This is a genomic window from Nodularia chucula CCY0103, assembly GCF_963923915.1.
In the GTDB taxonomy this organism is placed as follows: domain Bacteria; phylum Cyanobacteriota; class Cyanobacteriia; order Cyanobacteriales; family Nostocaceae; genus Nodularia; species Nodularia chucula.
On sequence record NZ_CAWUOL010000001.1, the window covers coordinates 183,436 to 197,997 of the forward strand.

The following is a 14,562-nucleotide window of genomic DNA, read 5'->3' on the forward strand; positions in this document are numbered from 1 at the left end:
TGGGTGTTGGCTGGTGGTTTAGATTTACTGATTAACTAAACATGGGCTAGTCCGGTACTTAAAATGTGCCAGATATTGATTGTTCCCAACTTTGATGGGATCGTTCACAATTTGATAGATGCTTTTGCCATTACCCAGGAGCCGTTTACAAGTCATTATGGATTTAAAAAAACAAATTCAATTGCTGATTAATAATGCACCCCGCGATGGCATAACACCACATCTTGTTTCAGCAATTAGTCCTGTATTGATCTCGATCACTAAAAAGTTACGCCATTCCCAGTACTATATTCTTCAGGATTCAGAAGAAAGCTGGGTTTTAACCACATTGAGCAATCGGGTAAATCCAGGATTAGAGAAGCGTGTTGTCTACGCTTTTTCTACCATACAGGATGTCTCCCTAATTTCACCTGCTGGGCTAGACCCTCAAATCGTACCTAAAATTGTTCCTGTAACCCATATTTTGTTCCAAATGGTGGCATTAGAACCCGTAGATAGCATAGTTTTTTTAGAAACGCCGGGTCAGACCACTCATACTGTGGAAATTAAACGTGCAGAATTGCAAAACCTCCTGCAACAACAGATGAAACAGCAGCCAAGAGGTTCACAAATTCCGCCAAATATTGCATAAATAAATTTTGCAGTTGGGATTCATTAGATACATCTAACATTCCAACTGCAAAACCTAAAATTTTTAATTGAAAAATCTCAAATTTGTTAATAAAGCCGACTGAGTACGTAGTCAGCAACATTAATTAGTGCTTCTCGTGATTCAGAGGGGGACAGAACCTCCAGATGATCAACTGCTAACTTAGCATGGTAAGCCGCTAATTCCCTCGCTTGCTGTATACCTTGACTGTCTTGAATCATATCTAGGGCTTGCTCTAAATCTCCTGCTTGCTCAAACTTCCGTTCAATCAGTGCTTCTAGGTCTGGTTTTTCCTCTAAAGCAAATAAAACGGGTGCAGTGAGATTACCACTTTTGAGATCCGAACCAGCAGGTTTACCCAAAGTGTCAGATGTGCTAGTGAAATCTAAAATATCGTCTACAATCTGAAATGCCAGACCTAGATGACGACCATAGTTGTACAAATGTTCGGCAGTTTCTGAAGAAACGTCACTCAGTAAACCAGCTGCTTTGGAACTGTTGGCAATTAACGAAGCTGTCTTGTAATAGCTCTTTTTGAGATAAGTCTCTATAGAGATACCATTATCAAAACAATTTATTCCTTGCTGGATTTCGCCGGTAGCCAGATCCATAATCACTTCTGAGAGTAGTTTCACCACCTCCAAATTGTCCAAATTGGCTAAATACCAGGACGATTGGGCAAAGAGAAAATCTCCTGCTAGGACAGCAATACGATTACCGAACAGACTATGAACAGTAGGCACACCACGTCGCATTTGTGCTTCATCTACCACATCGTCATGCACTAAGCTTGCCGTGTGAATCATTTCTGTGATTTCTGCTAGGCGGCGGTGACGCAGGGTTATGTCTTTTTCTAACATTGTGGCCCGCGATATCAGCAGAACAATTGCTGGTCTAATACGCTTTCCCCCAGCACCGAATAGATGTTCGGCGGCCATAAATAGGATGGGGTGGCGATTTCCAACTAGCTGCTTGAGGTTGTCTGCTAGTAGTCGCAGGTCTGCTTCCACAGGGGTAAACAGGGAGGTGGCTGAGGTCATGGATGGGCGGACTCTGGCTTAGGTTACGAAAGTTTACATATCCTACACTCATTTTAAGATAACCCTGTGCCAGCGCAAAGTTTTGATTAGAGAATACTTGCTTGTTTGCTGCCTATTATTTGTCAATCTTGAAGATCATCCAGATATCTTAATTGCCTACGATCCTTATGTATAGCGTCTATCGCTCTGTTTTTGCCTCCAAAAAATATGCTCTGCTTTAAAAAAATATTTTTTTAAATTTTTTGTTGCTATCGTCAATAGTGAAATAAATATAAATTACTTAATTTTTTCTGTATACTTTTAAGTAAGTAGTAAATTATATATATATTTTCTATAACCACTGATTTACCACAGTATTGCTGTTTTTCTGCCAAAAATTAATTCTAATCAATCAAAATCAAAGTTGTATATAATACAAACTATTATACATTTATAATTTTAACAAGGGATAGATCAGTCTGAGGATATGAATTTTTGAATATCTATAAATTTTTAAATTTAACCGCAAATTGGTCTTAAAACTGAGGATCATTGTGTTACCCTAAACTTACTAGGGATTTTAAATTTTTCACCACTCATTTTTGCCAAAGTAAAATTTTAAGTAATTTTACTCAACAGGTTTGAGTGTCTAAAATAAGTCATCACTGTCAACTAAGAATTAAGAAAACTATTTCTTTATTCTTTATCGGCAAAATAAGCCTCCAGAAGTAAAATATTGTGATAACCATCAGGATATCGCTGAAAGTTTTTAGCATCTGTTCAACGCTAAAAATTTTGTTTTCATAGGGGTATGTCCATAAATAATGCAGACTCATTAGACTGCTGAGGAGTGCAGTGGGAATTGCAGTTTAGCAATTTAACTGTTGTGGTGTGTGGTCTGCAAAAGGTCAATTGAATAATTATTTTAGTTAACCGTAAATAATTGTATATTTACGGAAAATTTTATAGAAAAATATCAACCATCAAGGATCACTGAGTTGGTTGAGTTTTTACTAATGCTAAAAAATCACATATTTCATTGAGAAGAGTGGTGGTAGAACCATGATTTACGGGAAGATACCTATGTTGACTTTTATTTTAGCCGCCGGATATTTGTTTACAGTCTATTTATTATTAGCACTGGCCAAGAGAACGGGCAAAAAATCTGATCCTCAAACTATACCTACAACTAATCCCGGAAAACAGGATTCAGATGTGTTAGTAAATGCTCATGTGAGTGAGGTGGTTAACAGTCAATAGGCTAACAATTTTAGAGATCAGGTACAATTGCAAATTCACATAATTTATTAATAACTATTAAAATTGATGCACGGTGGTATCAGTAAAATCGACACTTTCCACTGCGGGAGTATGTCCTAGCCACTGAACACCGGATTTGGCAAATTTTTCTGGACAACCGCTAACAGAGAAGCGTGTTGGTAATGGCGGGTGCGTATTTCTTAATCCCAGTAGGTCTAATTCTTGAGTACAAGCTGCTACGACGTGAACTGCTGGATCAACAAGTTTGACTTGAGAGGGGAGAAGCGATCGCAGTATTGGTGCAAGATGGGGATAATGGGTACAGCCGTAAACCAAGGTATCAATGTCTTGCTGAATTAACGGTTCTAAATATGACCGTGCAACCTCAGCAGTGTAAGGGTCATGGATGCGATTTTGTTCAATTAGTGGCACAAACTCAGGGCAACTAACTTGCCAGACTTTAACATTGCTATCAATTTCCAGAATAGCATGACGATAGGCATTACTTTTAGCTGTGGCTGGAGTAGCGATGACACCGATGCGTTTGCCTTGCTGTACTGCTGCCTTAGCCCCTGGTAAAATCACTCCGATGATTGGCATACTAAACTCTCGTCGGACTATTTCTAGTGCGAGGGCAGAACTAGTATTACAAGCCATAATTACCATTTTTACCCCTTGGTGCTGCATCCAGTTGAGGATTTCGCGCACATACTGTAGGATTTCTAGTTGCGATCGAATGCCATAAGGCAATCTTGCTGTATCTCCAAAGTAAATGATCGATTCATGGGGAAGATGGCGATAAAGTTGACGGAGTACTGTCAGCCCGCCGACTCCACTATCAAAAACGCCAATGGGGGCGCGTTGAGGCTCTTTATCAGCAAAATTGTCGTCAAAAATGGATGATGAGTACACAGGTAGATATTGGTTGAGCTTCTGGGATATAAAATACAAAATGTAGCAGAAAATATTCGATTCGTAACGTCTAAATTGTCGATTTGAAAATAAAATTCTGACCTGCGGTGTTCACAGATCAGAATTTTCTGAAGTTCCCACGGTGCATGACAGATTACAGGCGTGGGGCTAACAGAAGATTGATATTGAGTGATTAACTTATCTGCGTTGTAGATGCTGGAGAATACCACGAGCGATCGCATCTGCCATTTGATTTTGGTAAGCTGTGGTTCTCAGCCTAGCTGCATCCTGCGCCCCTGTGACAAAACCTACTTCTACTAGCACTGAAGGCATAGAACTTTGTCTGAGGACGTAAAATCTGGCTTGTCGGACGTTTCTATCTCTGATAGTGACATTCTGAACCACGCTATTATGAATCGAGCGAGCTAAACTCTGACCACTCTGGAAATAATATGTTTCCAAACCATTGACATCCGGGCGACTCATACTGATGGCATTCGCATGGATGCTGACAAATAAATCAGCATTGGCTCGGTCTGCCAACTGCACACGTCCTTGGAGGCTGACAAAATAATCGGAATCACGGGTTAATACGGCTTGGACACCGTTTTGCTCCAAAATCGCGGCTACTCTTTTGCTAATGGGCAAAACTATATCCGCTTCACGCAGTCCGCCAATACCAATTGCTCCGGGGTCTCTACCGCCATGTCCGGGGTCAATCATCACTACTGCTCTGGTTTTAGGTGCGGGACGTGATGCAGGCTGGGGTCTGGGTTGAGGGGGAGCAGTGGGAGTTGGTAATTGTCCTTGGGTTGGTGGTGGTAGAGGTGGTAAAGCAACTGGGGGTGACACATTAGCTTGGCGAGAGCCTTGTAATTGTAAAGCTACAAGCTGATTGCTAACTTGGTTTAGTTCCCCAATTTGCACTCCGGTGGCTGGTTGTACCAAAATCACCACAGAATTGTTTTGTGGTTGCAAACGTACCCGAAGAATGGGACTATTGGGGCCAAAATTTGGGCCTGTAACGTTGGCAGCTAACTTAGCATTGGGAATAGTGATGCGGAATAAACCAGATGATCTATCCCAGCCACCAGTGGCGTTGAGTTGGCTATCTGATCTAATCAGTAATTGGGTATCGTTATTTGCCAATTCCACCGACTGAATTGTTCCTGGGGAATTATTGGCAATTGATATATTGTTATTACTTGGGGGTGGGGGTGCTGGCTGATTATTTTGGGGATTATTGACAGTAGCATTTGCTGGTAATCTCACCACACGAGAGGGTAAAACCACCAAACCGCCATTACTACTATTAGTTACTTGCCAGTCTGGACTATTTTGGTCTACTCGCAAAGTCAGGCGGACACCCGGTGGTTGGCCATTTAAGGCTGTTAATTCTACCCGATTAACACCATGTCTGTTAATTTCATTATTTCGCTGGGTTAAACTGGGTGACAAGCTCGCATCGGCGATATCCATAAAAATGGTATTGCGATCGCTGCTGCGATTAACTTTAACTTGAGGATTGCCCCCATTAGTCCGGAGAAATAACCCATCCCCTGTCACCTGTAAGTTCTGAATTTGAGTTCTTCCTGGTGTGGCGCTAGCAATTTGGTTAGAGAACTCTGGTCTGGGTGCAGCATCAGAATCAATAGTTACCACATTGTAGATATTTGTAGCAGTAGATGGTGGTGGAGTAGGTTGGCTAGGACTAAGTTGGGCTGCATTCTCTTGTATTGGCGTTGGTAACTTTACCCGCCAGCGATTGGCACTGACGTTTTCAAATTGTACCTGCTGGGGGTCTAGAGTATAGCCAGGACTGAGTTCCACAACTAGGCGTGTTGTTTGTGGATCAAACTGTCCCACACGGACAGCACGAATCGCACCACCTACCTGTTGGGTGGACTGTGGCCGCCCGAAGGTAGTGCCGGGTAAATCAATTACCAGACGGGTAGGGCCAAATATGAGTTGTGCTTGGGGTTGAACAGGGCTGTTAGTGTTAATTTCCAGACTATTTTGATTGGCATCAAAACGCCAAGATTCCAGTCTTGCTGCTACAGCCGGCGACGATAGTAAGACAAGAGTTCCTACAGTACTGGGTAGTAACCAGTGTAATTTCACAATCCTTTCTCCTGATTCGCGTTCATGGGAGCCATCAATATCTCAACATATATGCTCATCGTCACACTGTTACAACCTAATCTTTCTGTTTGATACTTTTGTGACTTTTGTGCTGCTATAAAGACACAATTAATGGCTTAAATTACTAGTATTCCCTCTAACTTTGCCATCCTATCAGGATATTATATTCATGCCCGCAAAGTATTTTAGATGCAACAAGAGTATCACGATTATTAACTATAATCAGTCAATTTTTGTTCGTGATACTTGACTTAGCCTGTTAAGTGTGTTTGAGATTGGTAATGTCTGGCAATCAATGTTTTGAGTAAAAATTTTCAACTACTTTTAATTGATGTATTCAAAGTTGCAGTCACTGATAGCTAATTGTTGCCAAATAGCTAAATTCACATTATCAAGCGGGGAAAGACTGGTCAAACATAACATTTTGAATGCTAGTAGTAGTGAGACAAAAACTAAAATTGATAATCTCCAAGGACGGACATTGAGGGATTATGTTTCCTGAGACTGGGGGTTGGGGATTGACTGTTTGATTTAAGGAAGATATTTTCCTCGACTATAGACTCTCCACCCCAGTCTGTTGTCCGTCAAATTAGTTAGCTTTTGGATGCTTTATCCCCAGAATCTAAGTTATTTTCCTGGTCTTTGCCATCATTTACCGTAGCAACAATCGATTGAGATTTTTCAACATTCAAGGGTGTCCCAGTTGCATTTTCTAAAATCAGTTTGTCTGAGTCTGTGACTAAATTGTCTGATTCAGGAAATACCAACCTTAATAGTGGGGGAGCTATAAAGGTGGTAATGATCACCATCATGATAATTGCCGCTCCCAGTGATTTGGAAAGAACACCGCTGGCAGCACCGACACCAGCAAAAACCAAACCGACTTCACCACGAGGAACCATCCCCACACCAATTGCTAAACGGTTGATTTGGGGTTGACCAAAGACACTAAAACCTGTAATCACTTTACCAATGATGGCCACTATAATCAGGAAGATTGCCATAATTAAACCTTCTCGATTGCTGGGAATGGTTGGGTTCAACACTCCTAAGTCTGTTTTTGCCCCAACAGTGACAAAGAAAATCGGGACAAGGATATCAGCAATCGGTATAACTTGCTTTTGCAATTCTTTGCGTTTATCTGTTTCTTCTAGGACTAAACCTGCTGCAAATGCTCCCAAAATTGCTTCTAATTGAATTACTGAGGCTAAATAGGCCATAGCGAAGGCAAAGATGAATGCTGGGATGACTAGTTCACCACGTGTTTTCAGTTGTTCGGCGATCGCTACAAAGGTCTTGTTGAAAATATTACCTAGAACTACAGCACCAATCAGAAAACCACTGGCACTAATAATCAGGTAGATAACTTTGCTTACGTCTACTACCCCATCTTTAGCCAAGCTGGCAACTACTGCTAAGACGATGATTCCTAATACATCGTCCATGACAGCAGCACCGAGAATAATCTGTCCTTCTTTGGAACTAAGTTTTCCCAGTTCTGACAGTACCTTGGAAGTAATCCCAATACTAGTAGCAGTCAAAGCCGCCCCAGCGAAAATTGCAGGTACAGCACCGACACCAAAGAAAAACATTAATCCCACAGTACCAGCAGTAAAAGGTACTACTACCCCCACCACTGCTACTACGGCGGCTTGGGCCCCCACGGATATCAGGTCTTTTAAATTGGATTCCAACCCAATTTCAAATAGCAGAATGATTACACCCAGTTCTGCTAACACAGAAATGACTTCTGATTGAGCCTCGAATACGGCTGGGGTAGCTTCCGGAGTTAAACCCGCAGTCATTTGGAGAAAGGTCATGATCAGAGAGTTAGAACTGTCTGTTCCACCTTCTGGAAACACCAACAGATGCAACACAGAGATGCCCACAACCACACCTCCTAAGAGTTCACCTAAAACAGGCGGTAACCCTACTCGGTTGGATAACTCTCCACCAACTTTACTGGCGAGATAAATTACCACTAAACTCAGTAAGACTGCCCCTATCACCATTGAACTGTCTGCTGTTTCTGTGGTACTGGCCAGCAGGGGAAAATATACGTTGATTGCATCTAATAACTGCATTATGTTGTGCAAAAATCCTAATGTGTGCTGAGAAAATCCTTCTCTATAGTTTTACTACTTTATGGGAAGTTATATAAAGGGAAAATATATGGAAAACTATTCTGTGCTATTAGTCAATGAAATTAGTTTTTGCCAGTAAAATTCCGAAACTGGGACAACAGACAGTCTAGGAAGGCGCAGCAAGTCAAAATCTGGGAATTGTCCACTTTGCTTGATTTGAGCTAGTTCCAGGGGTACAGAGACTCTTCTGAGTGCCTTGATATCTACAACTACTCGTTTCGGATCGTTTAATGTTGGATCAGCATAGGGCTGAGTGACGACTTCTGCTATACCCATGACTTGTCGTTCTTTTCCTGTATGGTATATCAAGGCTAAGTCGCCAATTAGCATATTCCGTATATGTTTGAGTGCTAGGGGATTGTTGACTCCATCCCACACTGTACTCCCATCTCGTTCTAGATTAAAGTATGAATATTTTTCTGGTTCAGTTTTGAGGAGCCAGTATGCCATCAAATAATCTCCGCAAGTTTTAATTATTTTTTTTAGTTTCCAAAAATGTAACGGTTCCTAGTTATAACCAAGACAGTGCCAAAGTCATAATAAATAACTAAGGCAACATTCTGAGCGCTTAATTCATCATAGTTCAGAGATGCTTGTTGATAGTTTGTGAATTACTACATAACTTTTCTTTTAAACATCTGGATAATCTTTTAAGAGGAGTCAAAATTTTATGGGTGGACAGGCTTTATCCGGTTCTCAGTTGGGGGTTGGGAATTTTGGGAAAATCTTACTATTAGTTTTGCTGGTAGGTGTAATTTTTATGCAACCTGGATCAGCTCAACAAAAAGACATAATGTTACGAACTCTGACAGTGAGCGGTCGGGGTGTGGAAAAAATTCCTACTACTCTCTCTCAAGTAAGTATGTCGGTTGACGTTCAGGATAAAACTGCTCAATCAGCCCAAGCAGAAGCGGCTCGGAGGTCATCAGCTGTGGTAAGTTTCCTGCAAAGTCGAAATGTGGATCAGTTACAAACTACGGGTATCCGTCTCAATCCAGTTTATAGTTATACGGATAATGTGCAAAGAGTTACTGGATATGCTGCTAATAATACTGTGAGTTTTCGGATTGCTACAGAGAACGTTGGTGTGCTTTTAGATGAAGCTGTGAAAGCTGGTGCAACGGGAATTAATGGTGTGACTTTTATTGCTAGTGATCCGGCGATCGCAGCTGCTCAAAAAAAAGCACTCACACAAGCCACCCAAGATGCTCAACAACAAGGTAATGCTGTTTTAAGTAGTCTAGGTTTCCAGGCTCAGGAAGTGGTAAGTATTCAAGTTAATGGAGCTAGCGCGCCACCACCACCTATGTTGCAGCGTGCTGAAGTTGGTAAGTTATCTAGCGCTGATGCTTCCACACCAGTAATTGGTGGTGAACAGGAGGTAGAAGCATCTGTAACGCTACAAATTCGTTATTAAGTTATTAGGCTGAGGATCAGGGAAAGCAGGTAGGATAAATGATTAATGATTGGTTAAAAGTGTTCTGAAGACATATCTGCCATACCTGCTTCTGTATCCCGCTTGGAACCTAACAACTCTAATTGGTCTACTCTAATAATCGGCATGGAACGGTTAGCTCCTGTTTGGCGATCGCTCCATGTGTCAAACTTTAAGGAACCTTTAACTCCAATTAAACTGCCTTTACGCACATAATTACCCGCTACCTCGGCTGTTTTGTCCCACAGTTCCAAGGTGAACCAGTCTGGTTTATCGTCTTTACGCGATCGCCGATTCACAGCTAAGGTTAATCTACACTTCACAGATCCCGACTCAAAATATTTAATATCTGGATCGCCGCCGACACGACCAACAAGAGTGACAATGTTAATACTCATGGCTTTGTTTATAGTACAAACTTACTGATATATGTAATTTTTTATCATAACTAATTGTGAAGCCATTTCAAAATATGTTAAAAACTTAACAGTAAACCTGAGTATAAAAATGAAATAGTTAGCTAGAAAAACTTGCAAAAGTATACGGATATATTGAATTAGTTAGGGAATATCAACAACATAGACACCTAAAAGCTAGTCAGAATAGCTAAAGGCCTTGAGAAAATCGCTGACTTGCTAGACTCTTGCACCAAAACATAATAAGATCCAGCACTACTAACTCTAACAGTTTTTAGCCAACAATTATCACAAATAAGGGAATTAGAGACGAGTGGGGCTTTTTAGGAACTTTCAATCATCATTGGATATAGGTATCGACCTCGGTACTGCCAACACCTTAGTTTATGTATCTGGCAAAGGAATTGTACTTCAAGAACCTTCCGTAGTCGTCATTGACGAAAACAGACGGGACGAAGCCTTAGAAGTAGGGGAAGAAGCGAAAAAAATGCTCGGACGTACACCAAAAAATGTGATTGCAGTCCGTCCCTTACATGATGGAGTCATCTCTGATGTAGAGGCAGTAGAGCTGATGTTAAAACGCTTTATCAAAATCGTCAACGGCGGTAAATCATTAATGACACCGCGAATTATCATTGGTATTCCCAGTGGTGTAACAAAACTAGAAAGAGGAGCCGTATCAGAAGCCGCTATCAAAGCCGGAGCCAGAGAAGTCTACTTAATGGATGAGCCAATGGCAGCAGCAATAGGCGCTGGACTACCTGTCGGCGAGGCCACAGGAAACATGATTGTAGACATTGGTGGTGGGACTACAGAAGTTGCCGTACTCAGTTTTCAAGGTACTGTCATCAGTGAATCAGTACGGGTTGCTGGTGACGAACTTACAGAATCAATCATTAAGTATCTCAGAAAAGCTCATAACTTAGTTATTGGAGAATGGACGGCTGAAGATATCAAAATTCGTATTGGTTCAGCTTATCCCACCCAAGATCAAGAAGAGCCAATGATGGAAGTCCGAGGTATCCACTTGCTTTCCGGTTTACCAAGAACTGTCACACTTAGAGGCGAAGAAATTCGGGAATGTATGTTGGACTCCCTAATAGTGATTATAGAAGCTATCAAGCGAACACTAGAAAGGACACCACCAGAATTAGCCTCAGACATTATTGACAGAGGAATTATGATCGCTGGAGGCGGTGCTTTGCTCAGAGGTATAGATACCCTCATAAGTCAACAAACAGGTATCATTACCCACATTGCAGCTGATCCTCTCTGTTGTGTTGTCCTGGGAATAGGACGAGTATTAGAGAATTTTGATCAGCTAAAACGTACTTTAACAGGTCCCTATACCGATATTTAGTTAAAAAAAATAGATATTGGCTTCTCTGTGAGTGACATTTTGGTTTAATGTCAATAGAATGTAATATTTTTTTAATTTATAAACTTAGAGATAGATGGTTAATGTACGTCGTTGGTGGGATAGTAAATTACTGCAACTGGGTTTGGCTACGGTAGTGCTGGGTAGTGCGTGGATGTTGAGACAAACTCAAGGTCATGTACTCCTAGAAATGTACCAATTAGCTACCCGTCCCTTGGAAATGTTACAGACAAGCCCAACCCGTGAAGAACGTTTGAATGATGCTCGCTTTTGGGAATTACAAACACGCATAGCCGATTTAGAAGGTCAAAATCAAAACCTCCAAAATTTATTAGGTTACGTTGAGAAAGAATCACTAGGATCAGAGCCAATCATAGCCCGTGTAGTCGGGCGCAGTGCTGACCATTGGTGGCAACAAGTTATTCTCAATCGTGGCTCTAAAGATGGCATTCAACAAGGCTTTATTGTCCAAGCTGATGGTGGTTTGGTGGGTTTAGTAGAGAGTGTTACTCCGAACACTAGTCGTGTATTACTAATTAGTGACCTGAAAAATCAAGTGGGAGTAACAATTAACCGTTCTTCAGCTAAAGGTATTTTGCGGGGAGATGCTTCTGGTGAAGGTGTGTTGGAATTTTATGGAAAAATGCCTGATGCCAAAGTAGGAGATTTAATTTCTACATCTACTTACAGTCAGAGATTTCCTGCGGGTATACCAGTGGGAAAGATTACATTCCTTGATTTTAAACAATCTCCGGCATCAGTGGCAAAAGTTCAGCTTTTAACGCCGATACTATCATTAGATTGGGTTGCTGTATATGCTTTCGCACCAAGTACTGATGATACAGAGCCAACTAACTCAGAATTAGCCAACTAAAAGTGTATTGAGATTTTTATGAAACTGCCTTTATTCAAAGGTATCAGCCCTACTACAGTTAGAGAGCTAAAGCGAAGATTTTCACTGCTGAATACATCTATTTTTCACTGGAACCGGGGTACACGTAAAATAATCAATTGGGCAGTTACCTTTGGGTCTGTGCTGTTGTGTGTACTTATGTTACCAACCCGCTTTTTGGGAATGGAATTATTGGGAATTGGCCCTAATTGGCTGTTAATTTGGGTGGTGGCTTGGAGTGTAAAGCGTTCGTTCTGGCAAGGATTATTTGCTGGTGTAGTTTTAGGATTACTTCAAGATGCGATGACATCACCTGAACCTACCCGTGTAATTAGTCTAGCTGTTGTCGGTTCTTTGACTGCGTTGCTGCAAAAACAGCGTTTTATCCAAGAAGATTTTATTTCTATTGCTTTAATTGTTTTTCTCATGTCAATTTTGGCAGAAACTATCTTTGGATTGCAATTAGCTTTCATGGGGGATATTTTCGCTGGGGAAACCACAATGAGAGCGGAAGATATCTGGGCGTATTACCAACGAGGCGCTCTGGCTTCTGCTATTCTCAGTAGTCTTTGGGCCCCTGTGATTTATTATCCCTTAAATTTGTGGTGGCAAAAGTCCAAAGTATTGAAATCATAGCTGGGGAGTGGGGAGTGGGGAGTAGGGAGCAGGCTTGAAACTCCTGAATTGCAGGGATTTCATGATTTGTTTTTGTCCTAACGTCCTTGCCATTTGCTTTCCGTCCTAATTTTTATGTGATTGTCAATGTTTAAGATAGGAGCAGCTAGGGTACACAATATTGAAAGTACCGCCCAAAATTATGGATAATCTCCCAGTGGTTGCTCAAGCAGATATCTCTCTCAACAATGATACGCAGGAAAATGGGCTGATATTGCCATCGCCAGTTGACTCTAATTCACAACAAAAACCGACAATAGGTAGTGAATTTGACCGGGCGATGATGCAACGGTGTTTGACACTAGCACGCCGTGCTTTGGGACGCACTTCACCAAATCCTTTAGTGGGGGCGGTGGTTGTCCAAGATGGCAAGATTGTGGGGGAAGGGTTTCATCCCGGTGCAGGTCAGCCTCATGCAGAAGTTTTTGCGTTGAAAGCTGCCGGTGTGGGGGGGGACTCGACTGAAGAGAATCGCGCTCGTGGTGCTACCGTTTACGTTAATCTGGAACCTTGTAATCATTATGGACGCACTCCCCCCTGTTCAGAAGCATTAATTGCGGCTGGTGTGGCTAAGGTAGTGGTAGGTATAGTTGACCCCAACCCTTTGGTGGCTGGCGGCGGTATTGCTCGTTTACGGGCGGCTGGTGTCGAGGTGATTGTAGGAGTGGAAGCGGAAGCCTGTTATCAACTGAATGAGGCTTTTATTTATCGTATTCTCCATAAACAACCTTTGGGGATTTTAAAATATGCCATGACTTTAGATGGTAAAATCGCTACTACTTCTGGTCACAGTGCTTGGGTGACAAATCAAGATGCCCGTAATCAAGTTCATCAACTACGGGCGGGATGTGATGCCATTATTGTTGGTGGTAATACAGTCCGAAAAGATAATCCTTACTTAACCAGTCATCAGGTAGGCGCACATAATCCCCTGCGGGTGGTGATGAGTCGCAAGCTAAATTTGCCGGAAGATGCCCGCCTGTGGCAAACTACTGAGGCTCCCACTTTGGTGTTGACAGAGGAGGGAAGCTCTCCTGATTTTCAAAATTTCTTGCGTCAACAGGGGGTTGAGGTAGTAGAATTAACATCCCTGACACCAGAGTTGGTAATGACGAATTTGTACGATCGCGGTTTTTGTAGCATTTTATGGGAATGTGGTGGTACTTTGGCCGCCAGTGCGATCGCTCAAGGTGCAGTACAAAAAATTCTCGCTTTTATTGCTCCTAAAATTATTGGTGGTAGTCATGCTCCTACACCTGTGGGTGATTTGGGTTTGAATATTATGACCGAAGCCCTGAATTTGGAACGGGTTCGTTGGCGTGTGGTTGGTTCTGATTGCTTAGTTGAAGGTTATTTACCACAAAAAAACTCATAGTTGATAGTCCATGGCCAATAGTTGTCACTATTGTCTGTGGGCTTGATCACTGTCGCTCATAAGCAAGATCACGGATGAGGGTCAGTCGAGATTGAATGTAATCACTGAGGTAATCCGTTTCGTGGGCATCTAACAATGCTTGCTTTGTAGTTTGTTTTACTAGCAATTGTACCAAGCTAGCATCATCCATCTGTAAGAGGAGCTTGGTTTGAGAATTTTCAACTACAGACCAAAGCTGACGCAGAATTTTAGGAGTCATCAAGAC

At 41.8% G+C, this 14,562-nt stretch carries 14 protein-coding genes; 7 read left to right on the plus strand and 7 right to left on the minus strand.

The features are described 5' to 3' along the window. The first annotated feature begins 157 nt into the window (after window positions 1-157). Window positions 158-631 carry a hypothetical protein gene (locus tag ACM0OP_RS00760; RefSeq protein WP_414526508.1) on the plus strand — a complete coding sequence of 158 codons (474 nt, stop codon included), beginning with the start codon at window positions 158-160 and terminating at the stop codon, window positions 629-631. An 86-nt stretch (window positions 632-717) separates the two neighbouring features. Here ACM0OP_RS00760 and sds read toward each other — a convergent pair whose 3' ends face one another. Then, window positions 718-1,689 carry a solanesyl diphosphate synthase gene (gene sds, locus ACM0OP_RS00765; protein WP_414526467.1) on the minus strand — a complete coding sequence of 324 codons (972 nt, stop codon included), beginning with the start codon at window positions 1,687-1,689 and terminating at the stop codon, window positions 718-720. Window positions 1,690-2,751: 1,062 nt separating this feature from the next. Between sds and ACM0OP_RS00770 the strand changes: the two genes are divergently transcribed. Then, window positions 2,752-2,928: a hypothetical protein gene (locus tag ACM0OP_RS00770; protein WP_414526468.1), complete on the plus strand. Its 177-nt coding sequence runs from the start codon at window positions 2,752-2,754 to the stop codon at window positions 2,926-2,928. 57 nt (window positions 2,929-2,985) lie between these two features. On the opposite strand, the gene murI is transcribed toward ACM0OP_RS00770, so the two are convergent. The 4 genes from murI to ACM0OP_RS00790 all read right to left on the minus strand — a co-directional run bounded on the left by murI (window position 2,986) and on the right by ACM0OP_RS00790 (window position 8,576). After that, the gene (gene murI, locus ACM0OP_RS00775; RefSeq protein WP_414526469.1) at window positions 2,986-3,840 is read right to left on the minus strand and encodes a glutamate racemase; all 855 of its coding nucleotides are present in this window, start codon (window positions 3,838-3,840) and stop codon (window positions 2,986-2,988) included. 198 nt (window positions 3,841-4,038) lie between these two features. Continuing rightward, on the minus strand, window positions 4,039-5,961 hold the full coding sequence (locus tag ACM0OP_RS00780) for an N-acetylmuramoyl-L-alanine amidase (RefSeq protein ID WP_414526470.1): 1,923 nt from the start codon (window positions 5,959-5,961) through the stop codon (window positions 4,039-4,041). 614 nt (window positions 5,962-6,575) lie between these two features. Then, window positions 6,576-8,066 (minus strand): cation:proton antiporter, encoded by a 1,491-nt coding sequence (locus tag ACM0OP_RS00785; protein WP_414526471.1) that lies wholly within the window; start codon window positions 8,064-8,066, stop codon window positions 6,576-6,578. Between the two features lie 96 nt (window positions 8,067-8,162). Then, window positions 8,163-8,576 carry an EVE domain-containing protein gene (locus ACM0OP_RS00790; protein WP_414526472.1) on the minus strand — a complete coding sequence of 138 codons (414 nt, stop codon included), beginning with the start codon at window positions 8,574-8,576 and terminating at the stop codon, window positions 8,163-8,165. Window positions 8,577-8,796: 220 nt separating this feature from the next. Here ACM0OP_RS00790 and ACM0OP_RS00795 point away from each other — a divergent pair, with 220 nt between their 5' ends. After that, window positions 8,797-9,543, plus strand: a complete 747-nt coding sequence (locus tag ACM0OP_RS00795; RefSeq protein WP_414526473.1) for an SIMPL domain-containing protein — start codon at window positions 8,797-8,799, stop codon at window positions 9,541-9,543. A gap of 53 nt (window positions 9,544-9,596) precedes the next feature. Here the strand turns inward: ACM0OP_RS00795 and ACM0OP_RS00800 are convergent, their stop codons facing one another. Then, window positions 9,597-9,959: a single-stranded DNA-binding protein gene (locus tag ACM0OP_RS00800; protein ID WP_414526474.1), complete on the minus strand. Its 363-nt coding sequence runs from the start codon at window positions 9,957-9,959 to the stop codon at window positions 9,597-9,599. Window positions 9,960-10,326: 367 nt separating this feature from the next. On the opposite strand from ACM0OP_RS00800, the gene ACM0OP_RS00805 reads away from it, so the two are divergent. The 4 genes from ACM0OP_RS00805 (at window position 10,327) to ribD (ending at window position 14,297) form a co-directional block, all read left to right on the plus strand. Beyond that, window positions 10,327-11,337, plus strand: coding sequence for a rod shape-determining protein (locus ACM0OP_RS00805; protein ID WP_414526509.1), 1,011 nt, complete (start codon window positions 10,327-10,329; stop codon window positions 11,335-11,337). Window positions 11,338-11,431: 94 nt separating this feature from the next. Next, window positions 11,432-12,229 carry a rod shape-determining protein MreC gene (gene mreC, locus ACM0OP_RS00810; RefSeq protein ID WP_414526475.1) on the plus strand — a complete coding sequence of 266 codons (798 nt, stop codon included), beginning with the start codon at window positions 11,432-11,434 and terminating at the stop codon, window positions 12,227-12,229. An 18-nt stretch (window positions 12,230-12,247) separates the two neighbouring features. Beyond that, a complete protein-coding gene (mreD, locus tag ACM0OP_RS00815; RefSeq protein ID WP_414526476.1) occupies window positions 12,248-12,883 on the plus strand; it encodes a rod shape-determining protein MreD in 636 nt (211 codons plus the stop codon). 181 nt (window positions 12,884-13,064) lie between these two features. Continuing rightward, entirely contained in the window at window positions 13,065-14,297 is a 1,233-nt protein-coding gene (ribD, locus tag ACM0OP_RS00820) for a bifunctional diaminohydroxyphosphoribosylaminopyrimidine deaminase/5-amino-6-(5-phosphoribosylamino)uracil reductase RibD (protein ID WP_414526477.1), read from the plus strand. A 46-nt stretch (window positions 14,298-14,343) separates the two neighbouring features. Here the strand turns inward: ribD and ACM0OP_RS00825 are convergent, their stop codons facing one another. Next, complete coding sequence (locus tag ACM0OP_RS00825; RefSeq protein ID WP_414526478.1) at window positions 14,344-14,556, minus strand: hypothetical protein; 213 nt, start codon at window positions 14,554-14,556, stop codon at window positions 14,344-14,346. Between the last annotated feature and the right edge of the window lie 6 nt (window positions 14,557-14,562).

Coding starts and splice junctions, on each gene's coding strand:
- ACM0OP_RS00760 (WP_414526508.1), top strand. CDS start 158: ATGGATTTAAAAAAACAAATTCAATTGCTGATTAATAATGCACCCCGC.
- sds (WP_414526467.1), bottom strand. CDS start 1,689: ATGACCTCAGCCACCTCCCTGTTTACCCCTGTGGAAGCAGACCTGCGA.
- ACM0OP_RS00770 (WP_414526468.1), top strand. CDS start 2,752: ATGTTGACTTTTATTTTAGCCGCCGGATATTTGTTTACAGTCTATTTA.
- ACM0OP_RS00785 (WP_414526471.1), bottom strand. CDS start 8,066: ATGCAGTTATTAGATGCAATCAACGTATATTTTCCCCTGCTGGCCAGT.
- ACM0OP_RS00790 (WP_414526472.1), bottom strand. CDS start 8,576: ATGGCATACTGGCTCCTCAAAACTGAACCAGAAAAATATTCATACTTT.
- ACM0OP_RS00795 (WP_414526473.1), top strand. CDS start 8,797: ATGGGTGGACAGGCTTTATCCGGTTCTCAGTTGGGGGTTGGGAATTTT.
- ACM0OP_RS00800 (WP_414526474.1), bottom strand. CDS start 9,959: ATGAGTATTAACATTGTCACTCTTGTTGGTCGTGTCGGCGGCGATCCA.
- mreC (WP_414526475.1), top strand. CDS start 11,432: ATGGTTAATGTACGTCGTTGGTGGGATAGTAAATTACTGCAACTGGGT.
- mreD (WP_414526476.1), top strand. CDS start 12,248: ATGAAACTGCCTTTATTCAAAGGTATCAGCCCTACTACAGTTAGAGAG.
- ribD (WP_414526477.1), top strand. CDS start 13,065: ATGGATAATCTCCCAGTGGTTGCTCAAGCAGATATCTCTCTCAACAAT.
- ACM0OP_RS00825 (WP_414526478.1), bottom strand. CDS start 14,556: ATGACTCCTAAAATTCTGCGTCAGCTTTGGTCTGTAGTTGAAAATTCT.